Annotated in this window: 21 protein-coding genes, 2 tRNA genes and 1 pseudogene; 6 read left to right on the forward strand and 18 right to left on the reverse strand. The window is 72.0% G+C overall.

Annotated features, from left to right (window positions below; all coding sequences use genetic code 11):
• Positions 1-37: 37 nt before the first annotated feature.
• On the reverse strand, positions 38-1,531 hold the full coding sequence (locus AF335_RS25425) for a catalase (RefSeq protein WP_102920737.1): 1,494 nt from the start codon (positions 1,529-1,531) through the stop codon (positions 38-40).
• 144 nt (positions 1,532-1,675) lie between these two features.
• Here AF335_RS25425 and AF335_RS25430 point away from each other — a divergent pair, with 144 nt between their 5' ends.
• Positions 1,676-2,092, forward strand: coding sequence for a Fur family transcriptional regulator (locus AF335_RS25430; RefSeq protein ID WP_087926361.1), 417 nt, complete (start codon positions 1,676-1,678; stop codon positions 2,090-2,092).
• A 95-nt stretch (positions 2,093-2,187) separates the two neighbouring features.
• On the opposite strand, the gene AF335_RS25435 is transcribed toward AF335_RS25430, so the two are convergent.
• From AF335_RS25435 to AF335_RS25450, 4 genes and pseudogenes are all read right to left on the reverse strand, one after another.
• A tRNA-Met gene (locus tag AF335_RS25435) sits at positions 2,188-2,261 on the reverse strand.
• Between the two features lie 80 nt (positions 2,262-2,341).
• Positions 2,342-4,215, reverse strand: a pseudogene (locus AF335_RS25440) (SEL1-like repeat protein).
• A 247-nt stretch (positions 4,216-4,462) separates the two neighbouring features.
• Positions 4,463-4,536: transfer RNA gene (locus tag AF335_RS25445), tRNA-Met, on the reverse strand.
• Between the two features lie 53 nt (positions 4,537-4,589).
• A complete protein-coding gene (locus tag AF335_RS25450; RefSeq protein ID WP_102920738.1) occupies positions 4,590-7,544 on the reverse strand; it encodes a UPF0182 family membrane protein in 2,955 nt (984 codons plus the stop codon).
• A 144-nt stretch (positions 7,545-7,688) separates the two neighbouring features.
• Here AF335_RS25450 and AF335_RS25455 point away from each other — a divergent pair, with 144 nt between their 5' ends.
• On the forward strand, positions 7,689-8,282 hold the full coding sequence (locus AF335_RS25455; protein WP_376697767.1) for a PPA1309 family protein: 594 nt from the start codon (positions 7,689-7,691) through the stop codon (positions 8,280-8,282).
• 182 nt (positions 8,283-8,464) lie between these two features.
• Here the strand turns inward: AF335_RS25455 and AF335_RS25460 are convergent, their stop codons facing one another.
• From AF335_RS25460 to AF335_RS25475, 4 genes are all read right to left on the reverse strand, one after another.
• Complete coding sequence (locus AF335_RS25460; protein WP_102920739.1) at positions 8,465-9,553, reverse strand: YlbL family protein; 1,089 nt, start codon at positions 9,551-9,553, stop codon at positions 8,465-8,467.
• Between the two features lie 120 nt (positions 9,554-9,673).
• Entirely contained in the window at positions 9,674-9,853 is a 180-nt protein-coding gene (locus tag AF335_RS25465) for a hypothetical protein (RefSeq protein ID WP_087926365.1), read from the reverse strand.
• 169 nt (positions 9,854-10,022) lie between these two features.
• Complete coding sequence (locus tag AF335_RS25470; protein WP_102920740.1) at positions 10,023-10,490, reverse strand: molybdenum cofactor biosynthesis protein MoaE; 468 nt, start codon at positions 10,488-10,490, stop codon at positions 10,023-10,025.
• A gap of 123 nt (positions 10,491-10,613) precedes the next feature.
• On the reverse strand, positions 10,614-11,738 hold the full coding sequence (locus AF335_RS25475) for an SDR family oxidoreductase (RefSeq protein WP_102920741.1): 1,125 nt from the start codon (positions 11,736-11,738) through the stop codon (positions 10,614-10,616).
• Positions 11,739-11,933: 195 nt separating this feature from the next.
• Between AF335_RS25475 and AF335_RS25480 the strand changes: the two genes are divergently transcribed.
• Both AF335_RS25480 and AF335_RS25485 read left to right on the forward strand, forming a co-directional pair.
• A complete protein-coding gene (locus tag AF335_RS25480; protein WP_102920742.1) occupies positions 11,934-13,385 on the forward strand; it encodes a zinc-dependent metalloprotease in 1,452 nt (483 codons plus the stop codon).
• Entirely contained in the window at positions 13,382-13,903 is a 522-nt protein-coding gene (locus AF335_RS25485; protein ID WP_102920743.1) for an NUDIX hydrolase, read from the forward strand. The genes AF335_RS25480 and AF335_RS25485 overlap by 4 nt, the downstream gene beginning before the upstream one ends.
• An 84-nt stretch (positions 13,904-13,987) precedes the next feature.
• On the opposite strand, the gene AF335_RS25490 is transcribed toward AF335_RS25485, so the two are convergent.
• From AF335_RS25490 to AF335_RS25505, 4 genes are all read right to left on the reverse strand, one after another.
• Positions 13,988-14,746, reverse strand: a complete 759-nt coding sequence (locus AF335_RS25490; protein WP_102920744.1) for an AIM24 family protein — start codon at positions 14,744-14,746, stop codon at positions 13,988-13,990.
• A gap of 17 nt (positions 14,747-14,763) precedes the next feature.
• Positions 14,764-15,447: an AIM24 family protein gene (locus AF335_RS25495; RefSeq protein ID WP_102920915.1), complete on the reverse strand. Its 684-nt coding sequence runs from the start codon at positions 15,445-15,447 to the stop codon at positions 14,764-14,766.
• Positions 15,448-15,464: 17 nt separating this feature from the next.
• A complete protein-coding gene (locus AF335_RS25500) occupies positions 15,465-17,198 on the reverse strand; it encodes a TerD family protein (RefSeq protein ID WP_102920745.1) in 1,734 nt (577 codons plus the stop codon).
• A 119-nt stretch (positions 17,199-17,317) separates the two neighbouring features.
• Complete coding sequence (locus AF335_RS25505; protein ID WP_102920746.1) at positions 17,318-17,914, reverse strand: M48 metallopeptidase family protein; 597 nt, start codon at positions 17,912-17,914, stop codon at positions 17,318-17,320.
• Between the two features lie 174 nt (positions 17,915-18,088).
• Here AF335_RS25505 and AF335_RS25510 point away from each other — a divergent pair, with 174 nt between their 5' ends.
• Positions 18,089-19,228, forward strand: coding sequence for a ThiF family adenylyltransferase (locus AF335_RS25510; RefSeq protein ID WP_102920747.1), 1,140 nt, complete (start codon positions 18,089-18,091; stop codon positions 19,226-19,228).
• Between the two features lie 42 nt (positions 19,229-19,270).
• Entirely contained in the window at positions 19,271-20,635 is a 1,365-nt protein-coding gene (locus AF335_RS25515; RefSeq protein WP_102920748.1) for an ABC1 kinase family protein, read from the forward strand.
• An 18-nt stretch (positions 20,636-20,653) separates the two neighbouring features.
• On the opposite strand, the gene AF335_RS25520 is transcribed toward AF335_RS25515, so the two are convergent.
• From AF335_RS25520 to AF335_RS25540, 5 genes are all read right to left on the reverse strand, one after another.
• A complete protein-coding gene (locus tag AF335_RS25520) occupies positions 20,654-20,869 on the reverse strand; it encodes a hypothetical protein (RefSeq protein ID WP_376697768.1) in 216 nt (71 codons plus the stop codon).
• A 138-nt stretch (positions 20,870-21,007) separates the two neighbouring features.
• Positions 21,008-21,334 carry a hypothetical protein gene (locus AF335_RS25525; RefSeq protein ID WP_102920749.1) on the reverse strand — a complete coding sequence of 109 codons (327 nt, stop codon included), beginning with the start codon at positions 21,332-21,334 and terminating at the stop codon, positions 21,008-21,010.
• On the reverse strand, positions 21,331-21,693 hold the full coding sequence (locus AF335_RS25530) for a WhiB family transcriptional regulator (RefSeq protein WP_087926377.1): 363 nt from the start codon (positions 21,691-21,693) through the stop codon (positions 21,331-21,333). Before AF335_RS25530 ends, AF335_RS25525 begins: the two co-directional genes overlap by 4 nt.
• Before the next feature lie 137 nt (positions 21,694-21,830).
• Positions 21,831-22,127: a hypothetical protein gene (locus AF335_RS25535; RefSeq protein ID WP_102920750.1), complete on the reverse strand. Its 297-nt coding sequence runs from the start codon at positions 22,125-22,127 to the stop codon at positions 21,831-21,833.
• A gap of 142 nt (positions 22,128-22,269) precedes the next feature.
• A complete protein-coding gene (locus tag AF335_RS25540; RefSeq protein WP_244927150.1) occupies positions 22,270-24,471 on the reverse strand; it encodes an ATP-dependent DNA helicase UvrD2 in 2,202 nt (733 codons plus the stop codon).
• Between the last annotated feature and the right edge of the window lie 56 nt (positions 24,472-24,527).

Here is a 24,527-nt window from a genome sequence, read left to right on the forward strand (position 1 = left end):
GGACAGCCCCCGCGGCGGTTCACCCGCCGCGGGGCGCTCAGCCGCGCAGGGCCTGGACCGCGGCTTCGAGCCGCTTGCCGTAGTCGGGGTCCGCCTGGCGGAAGTTGTTGATCGCGCGCTCGGCGATGTCGTCGCGCGACACCTTGGCGATGAAGCCGGCGAGGTTGGCGATCAGGCGCTCCCGCTCCTCCTCCGACATCAGCCGGTAGAGGTTGCCCGCCTGGACGAAGTCGTCGTCCTCGGCGTGCGAAGGGGCGGCGGTGTTGCCCGTGGCACCGGTCACGGGGACCGGCTGCCACAGCGGACGGCCGGTCTCGGCCGGGCCGCCGAAGCTGTTGGGCTCGTAGTTCTTGGCGCGGCCGTGGCGGCCGTCGTAGGCGTAGCCGTCGCGGCTGTTCGTCCGGGCCTCGGTGGCGTGCGGACGGTTCACCGGCAGGTGGTCGGCGTTGATGCCGACGCGGTAGCGGTGGGCGTCGCCGTAGGCGAAGAGCCGGCCCTGGAGCATCTTGTCCGGGGAGGGGCCGATGCCCGGCACGAAGTGCGCCGGCGAGAAGATCGACTGCTCGACCTCGGCGAAGACGTTCTCCGGGTTGCGGTTGAGCTCCAGCTTGCCGATCTCGATCGGCGGGTAGTCCTCGTGCGGCCACACCTTGGTGAGGTCGAACGGGTTGAAGCGGTACGTGTCCGCGTCGGCCGCCGGCATGATCTGCACCTGGACGGTCCAGCTCGGGAAGTCGCCGCGCTCGATCGACTCGCGCAGGTCGCGCTGGTGGGAGTCCGGGTCCTCGCCGGCCAGCTTGTTGGCCTCGTCCTGGGTGAGGTTCTCGATGCCCTGGTCGGTCTTGAAGTGGTACTTGACCCAGAAGACCTCGCCGGCCTCGTTGTTCCACTGGTAGGTGTGCGAGCCGTAGCCGTTCATGTGGCGCAGCGTCGCCGGGATGCCGCGGTCGCCGAACAGCCAGGTCACCTGGTGGGTGGACTCCGGCGACAGGCCCCAGAAGTCCCAGACGTTGTCCGCCTCCTGCGAGCCGGTGTACGGGTCGCGCTTCTGGGTGTGGATGAAGTCGGGGAACTTGATGGCGTCCTTGATGAAGAACACCGGGGTGTTGTTGCCGACGAGGTCGTAGTTGCCCTCTTCGGTGTAGAACTTCAGCGCGAAGCCACGGGGGTCGCGGACCGCGTCGGCGGAGCCGAGGTTGCCGGCGACGGTGGAGAAGCGCAGGAAGGTCTCCGTCCGCTTGCCGACCTCGGAGAGGAAGGCGGCCCGGGTCCACCGGCTGACGTCGGCGGTCACGGTGAAGGTGCCGTAGGCGCCGGCGCCGCGGGCGTGCACCACGCGCTCCGGGATGCGCTCACGGTTGAAGTGCGCGAGCTTCTCCATCAGGAGCTGGTCCTGGACCAGGACGGGGCCACCGACGCCCGCGGTCTCGCTGTTCTGGTTGTCCGCGACCGGAGCACCGGACTCCGTGGTCAGCGGACCCGTCTGCGTCACGGCCTCGCTCTGAACCGACACGTCTGCCTCCGTCGTCATCTCGCCCTGCCACCTTGGCCTGAACCGAGCTCGATCCTACATTGGACTTTGTCTAAGTCAAGAAGAGGGAGAGATGAATATCAGGTCCAGTGATGGACGGGGCCCGCTGCTACGCTGGTCCCATCTGACTGATAGGTGAATGGCATGAGTGACCTGCTGGAACGGCTCCGGGGACGCGGCTGGCGGCTGACCGCGCAGCGACGCGTCGTCGCCGAGGTCCTCGACGGGGACCATGTGCACTACACCGCGGACGAGGTGCACGCCCGGGCGGCGCATCTGCTGCCGGAGATCTCGCGCGCGACGGTGTACAACACCCTCGGGGAGCTGGTCTCCCTGGGCGAGATCATGGAAGTGAGCACGGACGGCCGCGCCAAGCGCTACGACCCGAACGCGCACCACGCCCACCAGCACCTGGTGTGTTCCCAGTGCGGCACGATCCGCGACGTCCACCCCTCGGGCGACCTCCTGGCGGAGCTGCCGCCGGAGGAACGCTTCGGGTTCCAGGTCGCCGCGGTCGAGGTGACGTACCGGGGGCTGTGCCCCAACTGCGCGGCGGGCTGACGGCGGGCGGCCTCGCGCCGCCTCCTCGCGGGCCCGCTTCACCCGCGCGTACGACGAAGGCCCGGATCCTGGGGATCCGGGCCTTCGTCTGCAAGTAGCGGGGACAGGATTTGAACCTGCGACCTCTGGGTTATGAGCCCAGCGAGCTACCGAGCTGCTCCACCCCGCGTCGGTAACGTCACTCTAACCCGTCGGCGACGACCATGGCAAACGGGTGAGGCTCCCGGGGCCCGGAGCGGGCCCCGGGGATCAGGCCGTCAGCTCCTGCTGCAACGCGTCCCGCAGGCGCGCCGCCCGCTCCGAGACCTCCGCCGGGCCCAGCTCCACCGCGCAGTCGCACCAGTGCCGCCCCTCCGTGAGGTCGCCCCGCCGCGCCGCCAGCAGGGCCAGCCGCAGGGCGGCGCGGCCGTGGCCCGCCTCCGCCGCGCGGGCCCACCACAGGGCCGCCTCCGGCTCGCTGCCCTCGCGGGCCAGGAGCAGGCCGAGGTTGAAGGCGCCGTTGCGGCTGCCCGCCTCCGCGGCCTCGCGGTACCAGTGCGCGGCCTCCACCACGTCGCCGCGCTCGGCGACGAGCATGCCGAGCCGGACCTGGGCGCGCCGGTGGCCCTGCCGGGCGGCCTTGCCGTACCACTCCTCGCACTCCTCCCGCGCGTCGTCGTCGCGGTCCAGGAGGGCGCCCAGCCGGAAGGCGGCCTCGGCGTTCCCGCCGCGCACGGCGACCCGCAGATGACGCTCGGCGGCCTCCTCGTCGCCGTCCCGCATCAGGGCCATGGCGACCTGGAGGGCGGCGTCGGTGTGGCCCGCGGTGGCGGCGCGCTCGTACCACTGGAACGCCTGCCGGTCCTCGTCCCGGCCGGCGTAGAGGATGCCCAGGTTGAAGGCGGCGTCGACGCTGCCGGCCTCGGCGGCCTTGGAGAACCAGGGCTCGGCGCCGTCCGCGTCGCCGCCCTGGAGCAGCAGCACGGCCAGGGCGTTCGCCGCCTCCTTGTGCCCGGCGTAGGCGGCGCGGCGGTACCACTGCTCGGCCTGGGCCGTGCGGCCCTGCTCGGCGCAGAGCAGGCCGAGGTTGTAGGCGCCGTTGATGTCGCCGGCGTCCAGGGCGGCGCGGTACCAGCGCTCCGCCTCGCCGGACTCGCCGCGGTCGGCGTGCAGGGCGCCCAGGGCGTTGGCGGCGTTGCCGTCGCCGTCCTGGGCGGCGCGGCGCCACCAGACGGCGGCGCTGTCGGTGTCGCCGGCGTCGCGCAGCAGGAAGCCGAGGGCGCAGGCGGCCCGGGCCTCGCCGTCCTTGGCGGACGTCAGATACCAGCGGGCGGCCTCCTGGATCTCGCCGCGGCCCTCCAGGAGCGTGCCCAGGTGCAGGGCGGCGCGGCGGTGGCCGCGGGCGGCCGCCTGCCGGTACCACTGCTCGGCCTCGCCGGCCGGGCCGCCGTCCCGGCCGTCGGCCGCGGCGGCCCGCAGCTCGCGGACGGAGGTCTCCACGCCACCGGGCCGAGGCCGCCGGAGCGGGCGCGCGGCGCCCGGCCGCCCAGGATGCGCGCCAGGCGGTACGCCGCCTCGCGGTGCCCCCGCTCGGCGGCGGCCCGGAACCAGCGCTCGGCGCCGACGTCGCTGCGGTGCTCCAGCAGGTCGGCGAGGGCGTACGCGCCGAGGGCGTGCCCGGACTCCGCCGACTGGCGCAGCCAGTACTCGGCGGCCGGCTCGTCACCGCGCTCGCGGTGGTAGCGGCCGAGGGCGTGCGCGGCGGCGGCGGAGCCGGCGACGGCGGCGATGCGCCACCAGCCGGCGGCCTCGTCGGCGTAGCCCCGCTGGTGCAGCAGGACGCCCAGGTTGTTGGCGGCCGAACGGTCGCCGTCGGCCGTCGCGGCCCGGAGGTGGCGCTCGGCCCCGTCCAGGTCGCCCCGGCGCAGCAGCAGGGCGCCGAGCATGCTCAGGGCGGCGGGGTCGCCGGTCTCCGCGGCACGGCGGCGGGCAGTCTCCAGTTCGAGGTCGGCGGGGTCGCCCGCGTCGGCGGAATCCGCCGTCCGGGCGTACGCCGGCCTTTCCTGTTCGCTCCCGTCACCGGGAGCTTCTACAAGCCGGCCTGTTGTCTCCCACAGCCTCGTCCTGTCCCCCATGAGCTCCATCGTCGCACCACCCGCAACCCGCGTACACCTGGTATGCCGCAGCCAGTGAGGTCACTTCAGCGTTTTGTCGACTTCCCGACTTCCCGACACGACGGGGCTCCAAACTCTCCACAGAAGCCCCGCACACAACCCGCACAGTCCGCGCCGCCCGGACACCTCGCGATCCGGGCGCCTCACGGTCCGGTCCGCCCGGGTCCGGGCACACGACAAGGCCCGGAGTCCGAGGACTCCGGGCCTTGTCTTTGAGTAGCGGGGACAGGATTTGAACCTGCGACCTCTGGGTTATGAGCCCAGCGAGCTACCGAGCTGCTCCACCCCGCGCCGTTGTGGAACAACCGTACCACGGCGCGGGGTGGGGCCTTACCGGTCGCCCGTCAGCTTCCCGGCTTCCCGGGCTTGTCGCCGGCCTTGTCCGAACCCTTGCCGTCGCCCTTGTCGGAGCCGCCGGAGCCGCCGGAGCCGCCCGTGGCCCCGGCCTCGGCCTTGGCGATCCGGTCCAGGGCGTCCTTGAGGTCCTTCTGGGCCTTGCCGTAGGCCGTCCAGTCCTTGGCCTCCAGCGCCTTCTCCCCGGCCTCGTACGCCGTCTGGGCGTCCTTCACGGCCTGCTTCACCGTGGGGCTCTCCGCCGGCGGCTTGGTGCCCTCGGGCGGCTTGGTGGCCTCCGGGGGCTTGGTGCCGCTGTCGGCCTTGCCACCGAAGATCTCGGCGAGCGCCTCGTCCAGGGTGTTCTTGAAGGCGGTCCGGTCCCCGTAGGTGACCAGCACCTTCTTCAGCAGCGGGTAGTTCGTGCGGTTGCCGCGCACGTACACCGGCTCCACGTACAGCAGCCCGCCCTCCAGGGGAACGGTCAGCAGATTGCCGTACTCGATCTCGGAGTCGCCCTTCTTCAAGATGTTGATCTCGTTGGCGATTTCCGTCTCGCTGTTGAACTTGCTCTGGACCTGCTGGGGACCCAGCACCGGATTCTCGGTCGGCAGCTTCAGAATTCTGATCCTGCCGTAGTCCTTGCTCTTCGCGTCGGCGTCGATCGCCATGAAGGCGCCCAGGTTCTCCCGGCTCTTGGGGGTGAACGTGGTCGTCAGCGAGAACGCCTGCTGCGACTGGCCCGGCATCTTCATGCTCAGGTAGTACGGCGGGACCGCGTTGCCCTTGCTCTTGGTCGGGTCGTCCGGGACCTGCCAGCGCTCACTGCCGGTGTAGAAGGTGCCCGGGTCGGTGACGTGGTAGCGGGTGAGCAGCTCGCGCTGGACCTTGAAGAGGTCCTGCGGGTAGCGCAGGTGGTCCATCAGGCCGCCGCTGATCTCGCTCTTCGCCTTGACCGTCCCCGGGAACGCCTTCATCCAGGTCTTGAGGACCGGGTCCTTGGTGTCCCACTGGTAGAGCTTCACCGTGCCGTCGTAGGCGTCCACGGTCGCCTTGACGGAATTGCGGATGTAATTGACCTGGTTCTGCTGGGCCACCACGGCCCGCTGTCCCGTGGTCAGGGAATCCGCGGTGGTGTCACCGAGGGTGGTGCGGGAGGCGTACGGATATCCGTTGCTCGTGGTGTAGGCGTCCACGATCCACTGGATGCGCCCGTCGACCACGGCCGGATAGGCGTCGCCGTCGATGGTCAGCCAGGGGGCGACGGATTCGACGCGCTCCTTGGGCGTGCGGTTGTAGAGGATCCGCGAGCCGTCGCCGATGGCGCCGGAGTAGAGGATCTGGGGCTCGCCGAAGGCCACCGCGTACGCGGCCCGGTTGACCGGGTTGGCGAGGCTCACACCGCTCTTGCCCTGGTACGAATAGCTCTTCTCACCGCTGTCGCTGGAGTAGTCCAGCTCCTTCTGCGGGCCGCCGACGATGGAGTACTGCGTGGTCTTCTCGCCGTAGTAGACCCGCTGCTCGTACTTCTTGAGCATGCCCTCGGTGGGCAGGTTCTTGTCGGTGAAGTCCGGGGCGCCGGCACCGTCGGTCGTCGTGCCCTTGGCGGTGATGGCGCCGTAGCCGTGGGTGTACTTGAAGTGGTCGTTGATCCAATTGCGCTCGGGAATGCCCTTGATGTTCAGCTCGCGCAGACCGATGACCGTGTCCTGCTCCTTGCCGTCGATCTTGTAGCGGTCGACGTCGAGGGTGGACGGGAATTGGTAGTAGCCGCGGATCTGCTGTTGCTGCTGGAACGTCGGCGAGACGATGTTCGGGTCGAGCAGGCGCAGGCTGGCCGTGGAGTTCGCGGCGGCGCGCAGCTTCTCCGCGTCCTTGCCCTTGACGTCGCTCGTGCCCTTGTAGTCCTTCACATCGGAGCCGTCGATGTCATAAGCCTCGCGCGTGGCCGTGATGTTCTTCTTGATGTACGGCGCTTCCTTGGCCTGCTCGTTCGGCTGGACCTGGAATTTCTGCACGATCGCCGGGTAGAGCCCGCCGATCAGTACCGCCGAGAGCACCATCAGACCGAAACCGATCACCGGCAGCTGCCAGGTGCGGCGCCAGAGCGTGGCGAAGAACAGCACCGCGCAGATGAGCGCGATGATGAAGAGGATCGTCTTGGCCGGCAGATAGGCGTTGGCGTCCACGTACCGCAGACCCGTCCAGCCGTCCGTCGACTTCAGCCCGCTGGACTTCACCGCCAGGCCGTACCGGTCCAGCCAGTACGCGACGGCCTTGAGCGTCACGAAGAGGCCGAGCAGGACGGAGAGGTGCCCGGTGGCCGCCGCGGTGGCCCGCCCGCCGGGGCTGGTCAGACGCAGGCCGCCGTAGAGGTAGTGCACCAGGGCGGCGGCGATCAGCGACAGGACCGCCGCCGCGAAGCCGAAGCTCAGCAGGAAGCGGTACCAGGGCAGATCGAAGGTGTAGAAGGAGATGTCCTTGTGGAACTGCGGGTCCTTCTGGCCGAAGGAGACGCCGTTGATCCACATGAGCCAGGTGCGCCACTGCCCGGCCGCGGAGGCGCCCGCGACCAGCCCGACCAGCGCGGAGACCGCGAGCAGCACCCACTTCTTGTAGGGGGCGATGCTCATGCGGTAGCGGTCGAGGCTCTGCTGCTCCATCGACATCGCGCTCAGCGGGGGCCGCAGCCGGTGGGCCAGCCAGATGTTGACCCCCACCACGGCGGCCATCAGCAGCCCGAAGACGGCGAAGAGACCGACCTTGGTACCAAGGGTGGTGGTGAACACCGAGGAGTACTTCACCGAGCGGTACCAGAGCCAGTCCGTCCAGAACCCGGCGAACATGACGAAGAGCATGGCCAGTGCGGCCAGCACGCCCAATGTCATCAGCAGGGTCCGGATCCGCCGGGACGGCCGGCCGACTCTGATCCGTGGCCCTGACGGGCCTCCGCCGCGGTCCGGCATCTGGAAAGCCAAGGTGCGCACCTCGAAGTTCGCTGTCAATGGAGCTGTCGATCAGGGCCCAGTGATCCTAGGGCCCACGATGGCAACTTACCGAGGCTTTACTCAGTTCCCGTTTTTGGTCACTCTCAGGGCACGATATTGAGCATGTCCAGCACTTCCAGCCTTCCCGACCCCCACGACGCCTCCGGCGCCGCCGCCCCGAACACCCCCATGGCGGCCAGCCCGCTGACCCGCGCCGTCCTTGAGATCGACGAGTACGCCGCCACCCTCGGCTGGGACCAGCCGGCCCGGCTGTTCGCCCTCGTCGACACCGCCAAGCTGCGCGCCCAGGAGCCCGGCCTCGCCGCCCAGCTCGGCCTCGACGCCGACGCCACGGCCGGCTCGTACACCCCGATCGAGCAGGACGAGGTGCCCGCCGGCACGCCGCTGGACAAGTTCCTCGGCACCATCGCCTGGCCGGACGCGGTGACCGGCTGCGCCCTGACGGTGGAGCGCCTCATGCTGCCGCCGTCCGCCGAGGGCACCGTGCCCAACGGCCTGAACGAGAAGCAGCTCGCCAAGTGGGTCGCCGCCCACCCGGACCGCCAGGAGGTCCGGATGACCGTGGCGGTGCTGCGCGACGGCGCCCGCGACTCGGCGGTGCGGCTGCGGGAGAAGGACTCCTCGACCGAGGTGCTGACCGGCGCCGACCTGGTGCCGGGGCTGGCCGAGGCGCTGTCGGCCACCTTCGCCGACTGACGCCGGGGCGGAACGGCGGCCGCCGTTCCGTCCTCGACGCACGCCGGGCGGGCCGGAGACTCCGGTCTGTCCGGCGTTTTCGATCCGCCCGGCGTTTTCGGTCCGCCCGGTGTTTCGGTCCGCCCGGGTTTTCGGTCCGCCCGGGTTTTCGGTCCGCCCGGGTTTCGGCGGAAAACGTGCGGTCAGCTCTTCGCGCACCGCGGCAGGCCCGCCGCGTCGCCCTTACGGATCTTCTCCAGGGACTTCATCGCGTCCCCGATGGTGTCGACCTTGACCAGCGTCAGCCCCGACGGGACGTCCTTAGCCGCCGCCGAGCAGTTGGCCTGGGGGGTCAGGAAGTACTGTGCGCCCTTCGAGCGCGCGCCGACCGTCTTCATCTCGATGCCACCGATCGGCCCGACCTTGCCGTTCTCGTCGATCGTGCCCGTACCGGCGACGAACTTGCCGCCCGTGAGGTCGTCCGGGGTCAGCTTGTCGACTATCCCGAGGGCGAACATCAGGCCCGCGCTCGGCCCGCCGACGTCCGTCAGCTTGATGTCGATGGTGAACGGGAAGGTGTGGTCGGTGCCCGCCTGGATCCCGACGATCGCCCGCTTGTCCTCGGGCGCCTCACTGGTGGTGAGGGTGACGGTCTGCTCGCCCTTCGGCTGCCGCTTCTCCTTCTCCGCCGCGGCCGCCTCCTTGGCCGGCACGATCACGAACGAGACCTTTTCGCCCGGCTTGTGCCCGGTGACCAGCTTGGCGACGTCGCCGGGCCGCTCGATCGCCTTGCCGTCGACGGACTTGATCACGTCGCCCGCGTGCAGCTTGCCCTCGGCGGGGCTGCCCTTGACGACCGACGCCACGACGATGCGGGTGCCCACCGGGATGTCCAGCTGCTTGAGCGCCGCGACCTTGGCGCTCTCCTGGGACTGGCTGAACTCCTCAGCGGTCTCCTGGTTCAGCTCGTCCGGGGTCTTGTCGTCCGGGTAGAGCGTGCTGTGCGGGACGACGAGGTTGTCGTGGCCGAGCCAGCCGGCGAGCGCCTCGACCAGGTTCATCCGGTATTGCGAACCGGTGACGCGGACGGTCGTCATGTTGAGGTGGCCGGAGGTCGGATACGTCTTACGGCCGGAGATCTGGAGCACCGGCTCCCCGTCGTGCTCACCCAGGGTGTTGTACGTCGGCCCCGGCGACATCTCCGAATACGGCACGGGGATCAGCACCCCGGCGCAGATCAGCGCGATCAGTGTCAGGAGGGAGGCGAGCATCGTCGCGGTGCGGCGGGGCATGGAACGACAGTACGGGACCGGTCGGACAGTCCACCCGCGGGGCGGTCCGTCCGGGGAAGCGGGGGCGCGCGGCCTCATGCGGGGCGCACGACGGGGGCCCGGCGCTGGTCCGGACGGCGCTCAGGAGACTCCGCTACCGGTGTCCGAGCGCTCCATCGCCTCCCGGAAGCGCGCGTAGCCGGCGAGCTCCGAGACGTCCCCGGTCTTCCGGTTGCGGGACGCGTACGCAGCCCAGGTGCCCCACAGGGCCGCGACGACAGCCGCGGCGACCGGAATCAGCAACCACACGAGCGCTGTCATGCCACCCTCCCGACCCTCGCGCCACCATGACTGACTGATGAGCAGATTAATCTTCCGCCCCCTCAACGCTCACGTCAGGGGGGCGGTTACGCAAGCGGAACGCACCCGTCAGGGGTAGTGATGAGCCAGAGTGGCGCCGGGGGCGCTCCGGGAGGCTCGCGAGGGGGACTCAGGCCCCCACCCACTCCTCCGTCCCGTCCGAGAACCTCTGGTGCTTCCAGATCGGCACCTCGTGCTTGAGGTCGTCGATCAGCCTGCGGCACGCCTCGAACGCCTCCGCCCGGTGCGGGCAGGAGACGGCGACCACCACGGCCAGATCGCCGATGGCCAGATCGCCGACCCGGTGGACCGCGGCCAGCGCCCGTACCGGGAAGTCCGCGGCGACCTTCTCCGCGACCCGGCGCAGCTCCGCCTCCGCGGAAGGGTGCGCGGAATAGCCGAGCCCGTCGACGCCGGAGCCGCCGTCGTGATCACGGACCGTGCCCACGAAGAGGGCCGTGCCACCCGCCGAGGACTCGCCGACCGCCGCGAAGACCTCGTCCACGGACAGGGGCGTGTCGCGGATCGCGAGGAGGCGGACGGGATCCGTGGCGGCGAGCTCGCCGGGGTGGTCGTGTGTGCGGGCCATGCGGTCCATCGTGCCGCACTCCGGAGCGCCGCGGACCGGGGGTGTGCGATCCCCTGTGCGACCGCCCGCGCGTGCGACCCCCGAGGAGGCCGCACGCCCGCCGTCGTCGAGGGGGCCGCGCGCCCGCTGCCGTCAGAGCCTGCGGCGCGCCTTACGGGCGCGGCGGACCACGGCGGCGGCGCCGAGCAGTGCCACGGTCGCCCCCGCGGCGCCCGCGGCGGTGGCGTCCTTGCGCCCGAGGCGGCGGCCCGCGACCGTGTGCCGGCCGGCGGCCTCCGCCAGCAGCTCCGCGAGGACCTCCTCATTGGTCCAGCGGGGCCGCCAGCCCGCGGCGTGCAGCCTGCTGCCGCTGACCACCCACGGGTGCATCGTGTATTCCAGATCGCCGGCGGGCGAGGGGGTCAGGCCCAGGCGGTGCAGCCGGGAGGCGGCGCCGAGCGCGACGGCCGAGGGCAGCTCCATGCGCCGGATGCCGGTGAGCTCCTCGACCTCCTCCTGCTCCAGCCAGCCGTCGCAGCCGACCGCCAGCTCGCCCTCGGCCTTCTCCAGGGCGGCGAACTCCAGGGCGCTCACCAGGTCCTCCACGTGGCAGAACTGCCAGGTGGGCCGGGACCCGGCGACGACCAGGAGGCGCGGTGACTCGAAGTAACGGGTCAGTGCCGTGTCGGTGCCGCCGACGAGGACCGCCGGGCGCAGCACCGTGACGTTCAGGCCGGGGTGCGCGCGGGGCGCACGCCTGGCGAGCCGCTCTATCTCGAGCAGGTCGCCCACTCCCGTCGCCTCGGCGGTGGCGCGGAGCTCGGCGTCCTCGGCGAGCGGCACGTCGTTGTCGGGGAGCGCGCCGTAGACCATGGCGGAGGTGCAGAGCACCACCCGGTGCACCCCGGCGGCCGCGGCGGCCGTGAGCACGGTCTGGGTGCCCCGCACGTTGTAGGCGGTGCGGGCGGCGGGGTCGGTCTCCAGGTCCAGGTCGAGGGCGAGGTGCACCACGACGTCGGCGCCGCGCAGCTTCTCGGCGATCGCGGGGTCGCGCACGTCCAGCACGTGCCACTGCGCCTCGGGCACGTCGCCGCGGCGTTCGTCGATGGCCACGACCCGCCTGACCTCCTCGGAGGCGGCGAGGCGCTGTGTGAGCAGCGCGCCGACGCCGCGGGCGGCGCCGGTGACCGCGACGACGGGTCGCCGGGCCTGCGGGCGCGTGGTGTCTCGCGCGGAACCGTTTCGCGCTGCGCGAACTTCTCGGTCGGGGGAACTCACCGGGCGTCTCCAGCGGTTGTCTTCAGTACGTACGCGAGATGACGCGTACGGACCAGGTGACGTCCATCCTGCCGCAGGCCCCGGGTCGGCGAAGCACCAAGCCCGGATACCGGCGGAGGTGTCTACGCTGGGTGGTGTTGTCGGGCATTCGCCGCCGAGCCGGAAAGCCGGCGGCCCTACGAGCCGAGGAAACCCGTGAGTGACACCCCATTCGGATTCGGTCTTCCGCCGGAGGAGCCGGAGAACGGCGGCGACGGCAAGAAGACCCCCGGCGGCCAGGGCGGCCAGGGACCCGCGAATCCGTTCGGGTTCGGCGGGCCCGGCGGCGGGGACAACCCCTTCGCCGCGATGTTCGGGTCCTCGATGAACCCGGGCGACCTGGGCGCCGCCTTCCAGCAGCTGGGCCAGATGCTCTCCTACGAGGGCGGCCCGGTGAACTGGGACATGGCCAAGGACATCGCGCGCCAGACCGTCGCGCAGGGCACTGCGGACGGCACCAAGGACGCCAGCGTCACCGACGGTGAGAAGTCCGCGGTCGAGGAGGCCGTCCGCCTGGCCGACCTGTGGCTGGACGGCGTGACGTCGCTGCCGTCGGGCTCGGGCACCGCCGTGGCCTGGAGCCGCGCCGAGTGGGTCGAGGCGACCCTCCCGGTGTGGAAGGACCTGGTGGACCCGGTCGCCGAGCGCGTCGGCGCGGCCATGGGCGACGTCCTGCCCGAGGAGATGCAGGCCATGGCGGGCCCGCTGATCGGCATGATGCGGTCCATGGGCGGCGCCATGTTCGGCACCCAGATCGGCCAGGCCGTCGGCGTGCTGGCGGGCGAGGTCGTGGGTTCCACGGACATCGGCCTGCCGCTCGGCCCGGCGGGCAAGGCCGCGCTGCTGCCGGTGAACATCGCGGCCCTCGGCTCGGGCCTCGGCGTCCCGCAGGACGAGGTCCGGCTGTACCTGGCCCTGCGCGAGGCCGCCCACCAGCGGCTCTTCGCCCATGTGCCGTGGCTGCGCTCGCACCTCTTCGGCGCCGTCGAGGGCTACGCCCGGGGCATCAAGGTCGACACCTCCAAGCTGGAGGACGTCGTCGGCCAGCTGGACCCGACGCACCCGGAGCAGCTGCAGGAGGCCCTCCAGCAGGGCATGTTCCAGCCGGAGGACACCCCGGAGCAGAAGGCCGCGCTGGCCCGCCTGGAGACCGCCCTGGCGCTCGTCGAGGGCTGGGTGGACGCGGTCGTGCACGCCGCCGCGGCCCCGCACCTGCCGTCGGCCGACGCGCTGCGCGAGACGCTGCGCCGCCGCCGCGCCTCGGGCGGCCCGGCGGAGCAGACCTTCGCCACGCTGATCGGCCTGGAGCTGCGCCCGCGCCGCCTGCGGGACGCCTCCCGGCTGTGGGCGTCGCTGACGGACGCGCGCGGCCTGGAGGGCCGGGACGCCCTCTGGGAGCACCCGGACATGCTGCCGACCGCCGGTGACCTCGACGACCCGGACGGCTTCGTCCACCGCGAGCACCTGGACTTCTCCGAGCTCGACAAGATGCTCGGCGAGGCGGCGAGCGGCGGCGGACCGGACCTGTCGAAGGGCGGCCGTGCGGACACCGGCGAGGACGCCGGTCCGGCGACCGGTGACGACAAGGACGGCGACGACAAGAAGTGAGCCTGCACGACGACGCGGTCCGGGTGCTCGGCGCCTACCCGGACCAGGCAGACCTGCGCGGGCTCTATCTGGAGCACCTGGCGGCCCACCCGGACGGCATGTGGAAGCCCTGCGAGGCCGGGCACGTGACGGCGAGCGCGCTGGTGATCGATCCCGCGCGCGGGCAGGTGCTGCTCACGCTCCACCGCAAGCTGCGGATGTGGCTGCAGATGGGTGGCCACTGCGAGCCCGGTGACGCCACGGTGGAGGCCGCGGCGCTGCGGGAGGCGACGGAGGAGTCCGGCATCGCCGGTCTGACACTGCTGCCGGGCGGCCCCGTGCGCCTGGACCGGCACCCGATCCCCGCGCCCTGCAACTGGCACCTGGACGTGCAGTACGCCGCGCTGGTGCCGGAGGGCGCCTCGGAGGCCATCAGCGACGAGTCGCTGGAGCTGCGCTGGTTCGGCTACGACGAGGTGGCCGAGGTCGCGGACGACTCCGTGGTCCAGCTGCTGAAGCGGACGCTGGCGCGCCTGTAGTTCCGCCCACGGGCAGCGGTAAGGGGCGGTCACCCATGGTGACCGCCCCTTACTCATGTCCTGGGCGCGTATCGGGCCGGGGTCTCAGTTGGACCAGATGTTGCCCTGGTTGCGGCCGTGGGCGCCCTGCTGGCCGACGCCGTACTGGGCCATGAGCCCCTGGCCGATCTGCGCGCCCTGGGGCGGCAGCAGCTCGCTGGGCTGGACGAGCGCGTGGCCGTGGCCGGCGAAGCTCAGCTCCCAGCCCTCGCCCGTGCTGCCGCGCCGCCGCCACACGCCGGACGAGGACGTCTGCGCCTGCATGTTGACGCGCAGGGACGTCGACCAGGCGATGACGGCGTCCGCGTCGGCGCTGACAACCTTGTCCGGGGTGACCTGGAGCATCAGCGGCTGGCCGGAGGTCATCAGGGCGACCTTGCCCTGTCCGGTGATGTTGAGCTGGTGGGAGCCGGTGCCGGAGATCGCGTCGTGGCTGTCGACGGCGATGGTCTCCCAGTGCAGGGTGGAGTCCAGCGCGAGGACGTAGGCGCCGTCGACGGTCAGCCCGTCGCGGTCGACGTCGAGCACGTGGACGTGCTGCGCGAGGTTGGCGAAGTAGACGGTTCCCTGACCCGAGCAGCGCATCAGGTCCAGGCCCTCGCCGGTGCGGGCGCGGGAGTCGCGCTGACCGCGCGTCTGGTATTCGCCGTCGAACTCGACGATGCCCTGGTAGGCGACCATCGAGCCCTTACGGGCGAGGACGTCGTCGTGGCCGGTGAGCGAGACCCGCAGCAACTGCGGGTTCTGCAGGGCGTAGCGGTCCTGGGTCCGGGCCTCGGTGAAGCCGAAAAGCGGGCTCTGCATGGTGTCTTCGCTTCCCCTCAGCCCCGCGCCCGGAGCCGGTCTGTGCTGTCCTCGCTGGGCTGTACGACGACGAATCCCTCGCCGGAGAATCCCAGCTGGTATGCCTCTCCGCTGCCCCGGCCGATGAGCGAGGACGCCTTGAAGCTGCGCTTGCCCTTCATCCGGAGGTTGCTGGACCAGGCGACGAGCGCGTCGGGGTCGACGTAGGTCTCGTCCTCGCCGCGCCCGCAGTCCACGACGATCGGGGCGCCCCGGGAGGTCAGGGCCACCCATCCGGTGCCGCTGATACCGACGTTGAACAGGCCCTGGCCGGCGAACTTCGCCATGCCCTTGACGCGTTCGACGCCCCACTGGAGGTGGGAGTCGAAGGCGAGGATGTTGGTGCCGTTGACGGAGAGCGAGTCGCCGTTGAGCTGGAGGCAGACCACGTCGGCGCCGTAGTCGGCGAGGTAGAGCAGGCCGTCGCCGTGGCAGCGCATCAGCGGCAGGCCCTCACCGGTGATCCACTGGGAGGCCATCTGCCGGACGGCCGGCGGGTTGGGGTCGTACTGGACGTAACCCTCGTAGGCGACCATCGAGCCGCTGCGCGCGAAGACGTCGTGGCCGGTCTGGAGGGCGACCTTCAGCATGCTGCTGCCGTGGTTCTCCATGCGGGCGGTCACCGGGGTCGGGGCGTAGCCCTGGATCGGAGTCTGGTTCATGGTCATTGCGGGCTCCCTCAGACCTCGTAGGGCTGGACGACGACGAAATTGCCGGGGGCACCGCGGAACTGGAGGTTGACGGCCTCCCCGCTGTGGCCCGGGTAGGAGCTGCGACGCAGCCGCACCTGGCTGGAGACGATCACCTGGGCGCCGGCGGACCAGGCGACGACGGCGTTGCTGTCCGCGAAGGTGGTCGGGGTGACCGGCAGCACCACGGGGGTACCGTGGGTCTTGACCACGACGGTGCCGTGGCCCTGGAACTGCATGGTGAACAGCGCGCCGCCGGGGATGCCGTGGCCCTCGATCCGGCGGACCTCGTGCTGGAGGGACTCGTCGAAGGCGAGCACGGACTCGGCGGAGACGCAGAGGGCGTCGCCCTGGAGCTCGATGGGGTGGACGTGCGCGGAGTTCTCCGCGAGGAAGACCTGTCCGCGCCCGGTGCAGCGCATCAGCTGCATCTCCTGGCCGGTGGCGTTGCCGATGATGCGGCCGGCGAATCCCGCACCCTTGTAGCCGAAGTCGACCTTGCCCTGGTAGAGCACCATGCTGCCCTGGCGGGCGAGCACGGGCTGCTGGTCGACGCCGAGGTCGACGCGGATGAGCTTGGGGTTCTGCGGCGTCCAGCGCTGCCCGGTGGGGACCTCGCGGTACTTCTCCAGGCCCGCCCGGACACCGGCGGCGCCGTGAGCGGCGACCGGCTGCCCGTACGAGGGCGCGGGCTGGCCGGGGAACGGCTGTCCGTAAGGCTGAGGGGCCTGCGGGGGTGCCTGCGGGGGCTGACCGTAAGGCTGTTGCCGGTCCGGGTGGCCGTACGGGCCCGGCTGCTGCGCGCCGTAGGAGGCGGGCCGGCCCGGCACCCCAGGGGGGCCGGGGGGCGGCGGGACCTGGCCGCCGGCGGGCGGCGCCTGGTCGGTGAAGTAGCCGGGCGGGGCGATGGGCGCGGCCAGGGTGGGCGCCACGTGCATCTGCGGCGGGGCGGCCGGGGGCGGGGTGCTGCCGGGCGGGGCGGGAAGCCCTGGTGGGCCGGTGCCGGGGCCTGGTAGGCGGGCGCGGGGGCCGGCGGCGCCTGGAAGCCGGGTGCCGGTTCCGGGGCGGCCGGCGGGGGCACGGGGGCGCCGGGCCGCGAAGGCCGGGGGCGGGCCCGACTGCGCCGGGGGCGCGAACGCGGGGGCGGCGGTGGCGGGCTCCGGAGGGGCCTGGAAGGCGGGGGTCTCCGGCTCCTCCTCCAGCACCTCGCCGCCGAAGTTCCTCAGCAGCGCCTCCAGACCGCCGTCGAATCCCTGTCCGACCGCGGCGAACCGCCAGACGTCCTTCAGATAGAAGTCGCCGAGCATCACGGCGCGTTCCGTGCTGAATTCGGTGCCGGTGAAGGAATAGCGGGCGACTTCCTCGCCGCCCGCGACGATCCTCAGATGGCCGGGGCCGATCTGCGACATCTGGCCCGCGCCGTCGACCGTCGCCGTGAAGCTGAGCTTCCGCACCTGGGCGGGGATCCGGTCGAGCGTGACGCGGAAGGACTCCGTGTCACCGGCCTGCGCGCCGAGTTGCTGGATGGCGCCCTCGGGCGACTGGGGCTGGTTGAAGAAGACGAAGTACCGGTCGTCGGAGAGCCGCTCCTGGGCGTCGAGGCCGAAGCAGCTGATGTCGAAGGTCAGGCCGGGGCCGGCGATCTGCACACCCACGTACAGATCGGTCCCCGCCGTCAGATCACTGATCTTGGCCTTGTGGCCGCGCTGGAATTCCCTGGCCATGCGTAACGACCGTCCCCCATCCGAACATGTGATGAATGCGTCGCGTCAGGCTAACGGTTACGCCTGTGCTTCTCGCATTCGTCCGGGGCGGTGACGGACGGCGCCCCGGCCTGGCGGAGTCATTCGCTCCGCGCGGCCGGGAGATGGGGCGGCCGCTCGGACGCCACCACCCCTTCGAGGTAGCCCCGGGCGCGCTCGGTGCGCGGATAGGCGTCGAGCAGCCGCCAGAAGTCCGGTCCGTGCCCCGGGACGAGCAGGTGGGCCAGCTCGTGGAGGAGGACGTAGTCCACGACGTACTCGGGCATGCCCTGGAGCCGGTGGGAGAGACGGATGCTGCCCTCGGCCGGGGTGCACGAACCCCAGCGGGTGTTCTGGTTGGTGACCCAGCGGACCGTCGCGGGGCGGGCCCGGCCGCCGAGGTACTGCTCCGACAGCCGTCCGGCCCGCTCGGCCAGCTCGGTGTCGCCCAGCACCCGCCGGCTCTCCTGGGCCGCCAGCTTGTCGAGCATCACCCGCACCCAGCGCTGCTCCTCGGCCTCCGACATCCGGGCCGGGATGAGCACGACGGTGCGGTCGGCCTCGCGGTACGCCGAGACCGTCCTGCGGCGGCGCGCACTCCTTCTGACCTCCACCGCACCGGTGCCCTGGCCGCTGGTGAGCGGGCTCGGGGCGCTGCGCGGTGATCGTGCGGCACTGTGCAGAGGGTCGACGGGCACGGCCCCGACGTTACCCGCTGGCAAGGCGTGAAGTCCCGCCCATCGGTCGTTGTCGGGGCGAAAGAGCCGGAGAGCACATGACTTGTACGACTATCACTTGGGGCCTGTGGACAACGCCACACGGCGTTCCGCCGGAAGGCCCATGCTGGGAGCCTGAACGACGGGGGGAATTCCATGCATCCGATGCTCAAGCCCGCGCTGCGGCGCGCCTGGCACAGCCGTGACACCGTGCAGTTCGGAGTGGCCCCGGCCCACGCGACCCGGGTGGGCCCGGTCGACACCGCGACCAGCGGCTTCCTCACGCTGCTCGACGGGACCCGGGGGCTGCCGCTGCTCCGCGAGGAGGGGAGGGCCGCCGGGCTGCCCGAGGGCCGGGTGGACGGCCTGGTGGAGCGGCTCACGCGGGCCGGGCTGCTCGACGATCCGCACGGGGGCGGCGAGCGCGCGGCGGCCGTGCGGGACCGGGGGCCGGCGCTGGAGAGGCTGCGGCCGGATCTGGCGTCGCTGTCCGTGCTGCACGCCGGCGCGGGGGCGGCGATGGAGCTGATGGGGGCCCGGCAGGCGATGCGGGTGCAGGTGCGGGGCGCGGGCCGGGTGGGGGCGGCGGTGGCCGCGCTGCTGTCGGCCTCGGGCGTGGGCCGGGTCGATGTGCTGGACGGCGGCTGTGTGGAGCCGTGGGACGTGGCGCCGGCCGGGGTGGGCGCCGAGCGGATCGGCGAGCGGCGGGACGCCGCGGCCCGGCGGGTGGTGCGGGAGGCGGCGCCCGGTCCCCGCCCCCGGGGCCGCGGGGGCGCGGGCGAGGCGGTGGAGCCGCCGCTGTCGCTGGTGGTGTGGGCGCCCCGGGACGGCCTCGCGGCCTATGCCCCGGACCCGGAGGCGGCCCGTGAGCTGATCGCGGCGGGCGTGCCCCATATGTACACGGGCGTGCTGGAGGCGACCGGCCTGGTGGGCCCGCTGGTGCTGCCGGGCGGATCGGCCTGCGCCGGGTGCGTGGAGCTGGGGCGGGCCGAGCGGGACCCCGCCTGGCCCCGGATGCTCTCCCAGTGGCGGTCCGGCCGCGGTCCGGGGGTACCGTCGTGCGACATGGCACTGGCCACGGTGGTGGCGGGGCTCACCGTGGCGCGGGCACTGGCCTTTCTCGACGGTGGGTCACCGGCGGGCGCGGGGGTGCGGCTGGAGCTGGCCCTGCCGGGTCCGGCCTGGTCCCCGCGGCCCGTCGAGCCGCATCCGCGGTGCCCGTGCGGCGCGGCGGGATCTTCCGATCCGGTATACGCCTCGGCCGCGGGGGCGTCGCACGGGACAATGAGCAGGTAACCGCCGTCCGCGGCGTGGCTGTTCAGCTAGTTGGAGGGGCGCATGTCTGATCTACCCCGCAAGGCGGTCACTCGTACCGCCAAGTTGGCCGCCCTGCCCTTGGGGTTCGCGGGGCGCACCGCGCTCGGTCTGGGAAAGCGCATCGGCGGTCGGTCGGCGGAACTGATCGCGGCGGAGCTTCAGCAGCGCACGGCGGAGCAGCTCTTCGCGACCCTGGGGCAGCTCAAGGGGGGTGCGATGAAGCTCGGCCAGGCGCTTTCGGTGTTCGAGTCGGCGCTTCCGGAGCAGATCGCCGGGCCCTATCGGGCGGCGCTGACCAAGCTCCAGGAGGCGGCGCCGCCGATGCCGGTGAAGTCGGTGCACGCGGCCCTGGCGGAGCGGCTCGGCGAGGACTGGCGGGATCTGTTCGAGGAGTTCGAGGACCAGCCGGCGGCGGCCGCGTCGATCGGTCAGGTGCACCGGGCGGTCTGGCACGACGGGCGCGCGGTCGCGGTCAAGGTGCAGTATCCCGGGGCGGGCGAGGCCCTGCTGTCGGACCTCACCCAATTGGGCCGGTTCGCCCGGTTGCTGGGCCCATTGATCCCGGGGATGGACATCAAGCCGCTGATCTCGGAGCTGCGGGACCGCGTCTCCGAGGAGCTGGACTACGGCCTGGAGGCCAGGGCCCAGAGCGCGCACGCCCGGGAGTTCGCGGGCGATCCCGATGTGACGGTGCCGGCCGTGGTCCACCAGGGTGAGCAGGTGCTGGTCACGGAGTGGATGGAGGGTGTGCCGCTGTCCGAGGTGATCGCGGAGGGCACCCAGGAGCAGCGTGACCGGGCCGGGCAGTTGCTGGCGCGTTTCCTCTTCTCGGGTGCGGCGCGCACGGGGCTGCTGCACGCCGACCCGCACCCGGGCAACTTCCGGCTGCTGACGGGGGACGCCCCCGACGGTCCGCCGGAGAGATGGCGGCTGGGCGTGCTGGACTTCGGCACGGTGGACCGCCTGCCGCAGGGCCTGCCGAAGGAGATCGGCACCGCGCTGCGGATGACCCTGGACGGCGCGGCCGAGGAGGTCCACGAGCTGCTGCGGGAGGAGGGCTTCGTCAAGCCGGGCATCGAGCTGGACCCCGGCGCCGTGCTGGACTACCTCCTGCCGATCATCGAGCCGGCGCAGGTGGCGGAGTTCACCTTCACCCGGGGCTGGATGCGCGCCCAGGCGACGCGGATCGCCGACCCCCGTTCCCCCGCGTACCAGCTGGCGCGGCAGCTCAATCTGCCGCCGGCGTATCTGCTGATACACCGCGTGACGACCAGCACCATCGGGGTGCTGTGCCAGCTGGGCGCGACCGTGCGGCTGCGGGACGAGATGGAGGCGTGGGTGCCCGGGTTCGCGGTGGCCGATGAGAGTCAGGAGACACCGGCCTGACGGCCCCCGGGGCCGCCCTCACCACCAGGACGAATCGAGTCGGCCCTCGATGGCTCTGATGTTGGCTCGGGCGCAGTCGTCGCAGAAGTAGCGGCGGCTGCCGTTCTCGACGGAGCAGGTCCAGGTCGGCGGCGTACCGTCGGCGGCGGTGCCACAGCGAGCGCACGTGATGGGCGTGGCGGTCTCGGTGGCCTCAGGGTCCAACTGCACTGATTCATGCGTCTTCTGGTCCACTCCCAGACGATATCCCCGCGAACCGGCCGGGAGTGCCGAGACGCACCCAACGGCCTGCGGGGCCGGTCCGTTCGGACCGGCCCCGCAGGCTTGTTCGGTGGGAGGGACCGATGGGCCCTTGTGGGGCCCGGTGGGGTCTCAGTGCATGACCGCCATGGCCAGGGCACGGCGGGCGCGCATCGAGGCGCGCTCGGCGCGGCGCTGCATCCGGCGGGCGGTGGCCAGGCGAACGGCCCTGCGTTCGGACTCGGCCTCCCGGAGGCGCTCGTTCATATGCGCGCGAGCGAGGGCTTCTGGGATGAGTTGCATGTCACGGTTCCTGTTCTGGCGTGCCGTGGGCACACCGGAGGTGTTGCGGGAGAGGACTTCGGAGCCGAATGGCTCGGCGGCGGGGCGGTGCATCGTCGGATCCTGCTTCTTGGGGTCGTGCGTGGTGGGGCGGTCGATGGTGCCTAGGACGTTCATGCGGCGACCGGGTTCTTGCGCGGACGGCCACGGGGCCGCTTGCGGGCGACCACGACGCCCTGGACGAACAGCTCGCCGCCCCAGACGCCCCACGGCTCGCGGCGGTCCAGAGCGCCGGCCAGGCACGCCTCACGGAGCGGGCAGGTGCGGCACAGCGACTTGGCGTACTCGACGTCGGCCGGGGTCTCGGCGAAGAAGACCTCGGGGTCATAGCTGCGGCAGGGGACGGGCGTGCCCAGGTTCTCGATGGCGTCGTCGAGATCGGTCAGGGCGGTGAGGGGGGTCAAGGGGTCCTCCGTGGGGACTGGCGGCGGGATCAGGTCGGTCGCTACTGACGGGGTGTGTGCCTTGAGCTGCACGGTTGTCTTTTCCTCGTCTGTTGTGCCGGCTTGTGGCCGGGCTTTACGCCCCTCGTCCTGGCGAGGGGCAAACAAAAGGGCCGCGGATCCCGGTGTGGGTTCCGCGGCCCTGGAAGGTGCCGACCTGATCATGCCGATCAGGCTGGATCTCTCCAGGGTTCGAGCCCACGGAAGGCCCACATCGTGCTGTGCTGCTGCGCGGATCCGGCGCCGGCGGTCGTCCTCGCTTCAAGGGCATAGGCGTGGGCCTGTGCCTTTGCTGCTGCCGTTACCTTGGGCGCCTTGGTCGGTCGCTCATTGATCAGGGCGAGACCGGTAATGAACAGACCGGTGCCCTGGAACGAGAGCGCGGGAGAGCCGAAGGGGAAGCCGAAGGAACGCGTGGCGACGACCGGGCGATCGGTCATTTTGCTCATGGTGTTGAAGCTGATCATTGGTCTCGCCTCCTCTCGGCGTCTTGGGGACCGGTCGAAACCAGTCCGGGTCGGCTCAGTACAGCACGGATCCACCGGAACTCGGAAGTACCGCTGTTCTCCGTGTTCGGAAGGCTATGGGTATGCCGTCCGCGTACGCAAACTATTTTTCCGGAGATTCTTCCGAAGGGTCTTCACCGGCGCACAGGGCGAGGACCTCGGCCCCGAACGCGGCGAGCTTCCGTCCTCCCACACCTGAGATGCACGAGAGCTCCGGTTCGGTTCCCGGCACGGCCTCGGCGATCGCGAGCAGCGTCTTGTCGGTGAAGACGCAGTAGGCGGGCTGGCCCAGCCGCTCGGCCTGTCCCGCGCGCCAGTCGCGCAGCCGTTCGTACAGCGCCTCGTCGAGGTCGGAGGGGCAGTCCTCGCAGCGCATGAGCTTGATCTCGCCCGCGTCGGTCAGCGTGCGCCCGCAGACCCGGCAGCGGGCGGGCCCCCGCCGCTTACGGGCGCCCCGCTCGCCTCCGGGGCCGCCTGACACGGCGCCTGTCACCGCCGTGCCGGACCGCGGGCCGGCGCCCGCTCGCGCGGCGGCGGAGCCCGGGCGCAGGCCGTTCAGGAAGCGGCTGGGGCGCCGGACGGGCCGGCCGCCCGGGGCGCGGGAGAGCGACCACGACAGGAAGAGGTGGGAGCGGGCCCGGGTGACGCCCACATAGAGCAGCCGGCGCTCCTCCTCGACCTGCTCGTCGGTCTTGGCGTAAGTGATCGGCATCATGCCCTCGGTGAGGCCGACGAGGAAGACGGCGTCCCATTCGAGGCCCTTGGCCGCGTGAAGTGAGGCGAGAGTCACACCCTCGACGGTCGGGGCGTGCTGGGCGCTCGCCCGCTCGTCGAGCTCGGCGACCAGATCGGCGAGGGTCGCCCCGGGCCGGGCCCGGACGAAGTCCTCCGCGAGCCGCACCAGGGCCGCCAGGGACTCCCAGCGGTCCCGGACCGCGCCCGAGCCGACGGGCGGCTCGGGCTTCCAGCCACGGGTGCCGAGCACGGCCCGCACCTGGGAGGGCACGTCGTCGGCGTCGGCGAGCTGGGGGTCGGTGTGGCCGCCGGCGCGGGCGGCGCCGCGCAGCAGCAGCCCGGCCTCGCGGACCTCCGGGCGCTCGAAGAACCGCTCGGCGCCGCGCAGCTGATAGGGCACCCCCAGGTCGGCGAGGGCCTGCTCATAGACCTCCGACTGGGCGTTGATGCGATAGAGGATCGCGATCTCGCTGGCGGGCACCCCGGAGTCGATGAGGTCGCGGACCCGGCGGGCGGTGCCCTCGGCCTCGGCCGGCTCGTCGGCGCACTCGGCCCAGCCCGGCTCGGGGCCCGGGTCGCGCTGGGAGATCAGCTCCAGGCGGTGCTCGGCGGCCCGGCCGCGGGCCTGGGAGAGCAGGCCGTTGGCCAGGCGGACGACCTGGGGGGTGGAGCGGTAGTCCCGGACGAGCTTGACGACCGTCGCGCGGGGGTGGCGGGTGCGGAAGTTCAGCAGGTGGTCGGGGGTGGCGCCGGTGAAGGAATAGATGGTCTGGCTGGCGTCGCCGACCACGCAGAGATTGTCCCGGTCGCCGAGCCACAGCTCCAGGAGGCGCTGCTGGAGCGGGCTGACGTCCTGGTACTCGTCGACCACGAAGTGCTGGTACTGGCGGCGGACCGTCTCGGCGATGTCGTGCCGGTCCTGCAGGACGCCGACGGTGAGCAGCAGGACGTCCTCGAAGTCGATCACGCCGCGGTCGCGCTTGAGCTGCTCATACATCGCGTAGATCCGGCCGATCTCGGCGGGGTCGCGGGGGGCCTCCCGGCCGGCCTTGGCGGCGGCGGGGGCATAGTCCTCGGGGACGGTCTGGGTGACCTTGGACCACTCGATCTCGCCCGTGACGTCCCGCAGCTCATTGCGGTCGAGGCGGACCCGGCAGCGGGCCGCGGCCTCCGCGACCAGCTGGACCTTCCGCTCGACCAGGCGCGGCACGTCGCCGCCGACGGCCTTGGGCCAGAAGTACTGGAGCTGGCGCAGGGCGGCGGAGTGGAACGTCCGCGCCTGGACGCCGCCCGCGCCGAGCTGGCGGAGCCGGCCGCGCATCTCTCCGGCGGCGCGGTTGGTGAAGGTGACGGCGAGCACACTGGAGGGCTGGAGCACCCCGGAGCGGACGCCGTAGGCGATGCGGTGGGTGATCGCGCGGGTCTTGCCCGTGCCGGCTCCGGCCAGCACGCACACCGGGCCGCTCAGGGCCGTCGCCACCGCGCGCTGCTCGGGGTCGAGCCCGGCGAGCACCGCGTCCGGGGAGTCCGGAACCGGCGGGAAGAAGGAGGAGTGCGTTGCTGCTGTCACTCCGCCATGCTGCCAGGTTCGCGGGGGCGACCGGGAATGTCGTCCACAGGCGTGAC

The organism is Streptomyces eurocidicus, assembly GCF_002891295.1.
GTDB classification, from domain to species: Bacteria; Actinomycetota; Actinomycetes; order Streptomycetales; family Streptomycetaceae; genus Streptomyces; species Streptomyces eurocidicus.

Excerpts from the sequence above, each read along its gene's own strand:
- AF335_RS25425 (WP_102920737.1), bottom strand. The coding sequence starts at position 1,531 with ATGACGACGGAGGCAGACGTGTCGGTTCAGAGCGAGGCCGTGACGCAG.
- AF335_RS25430 (WP_087926361.1), top strand. The coding sequence starts at position 1,676 with ATGAGTGACCTGCTGGAACGGCTCCGGGGACGCGGCTGGCGGCTGACC.
- AF335_RS25450 (WP_102920738.1), bottom strand. The coding sequence starts at position 7,544 with ATGCCGGACCGCGGCGGAGGCCCGTCAGGGCCACGGATCAGAGTCGGC.
- AF335_RS25455 (WP_376697767.1), top strand. The coding sequence starts at position 7,689 with ATGTCCAGCACTTCCAGCCTTCCCGACCCCCACGACGCCTCCGGCGCC.
- AF335_RS25460 (WP_102920739.1), bottom strand. The coding sequence starts at position 9,553 with ATGCCCCGCCGCACCGCGACGATGCTCGCCTCCCTCCTGACACTGATC.
- AF335_RS25465 (WP_087926365.1), bottom strand. The coding sequence starts at position 9,853 with ATGACAGCGCTCGTGTGGTTGCTGATTCCGGTCGCCGCGGCTGTCGTC.
- AF335_RS25470 (WP_102920740.1), bottom strand. The coding sequence starts at position 10,490 with ATGGACCGCATGGCCCGCACACACGACCACCCCGGCGAGCTCGCCGCC.
- AF335_RS25490 (WP_102920744.1), bottom strand. The coding sequence starts at position 14,746 with ATGCAGAGCCCGCTTTTCGGCTTCACCGAGGCCCGGACCCAGGACCGC.
- AF335_RS25495 (WP_102920915.1), bottom strand. The coding sequence starts at position 15,447 with ATGAACCAGACTCCGATCCAGGGCTACGCCCCGACCCCGGTGACCGCC.
- AF335_RS25500 (WP_102920745.1), bottom strand. The coding sequence starts at position 17,198 with ATGGCCAGGGAATTCCAGCGCGGCCACAAGGCCAAGATCAGTGATCTG.
- AF335_RS25510 (WP_102920747.1), top strand. The coding sequence starts at position 18,089 with ATGCATCCGATGCTCAAGCCCGCGCTGCGGCGCGCCTGGCACAGCCGT.
- AF335_RS25515 (WP_102920748.1), top strand. The coding sequence starts at position 19,271 with ATGTCTGATCTACCCCGCAAGGCGGTCACTCGTACCGCCAAGTTGGCC.
- AF335_RS25525 (WP_102920749.1), bottom strand. The coding sequence starts at position 21,334 with ATGAACGTCCTAGGCACCATCGACCGCCCCACCACGCACGACCCCAAG.
- AF335_RS25535 (WP_102920750.1), bottom strand. The coding sequence starts at position 22,127 with ATGATCAGCTTCAACACCATGAGCAAAATGACCGATCGCCCGGTCGTC.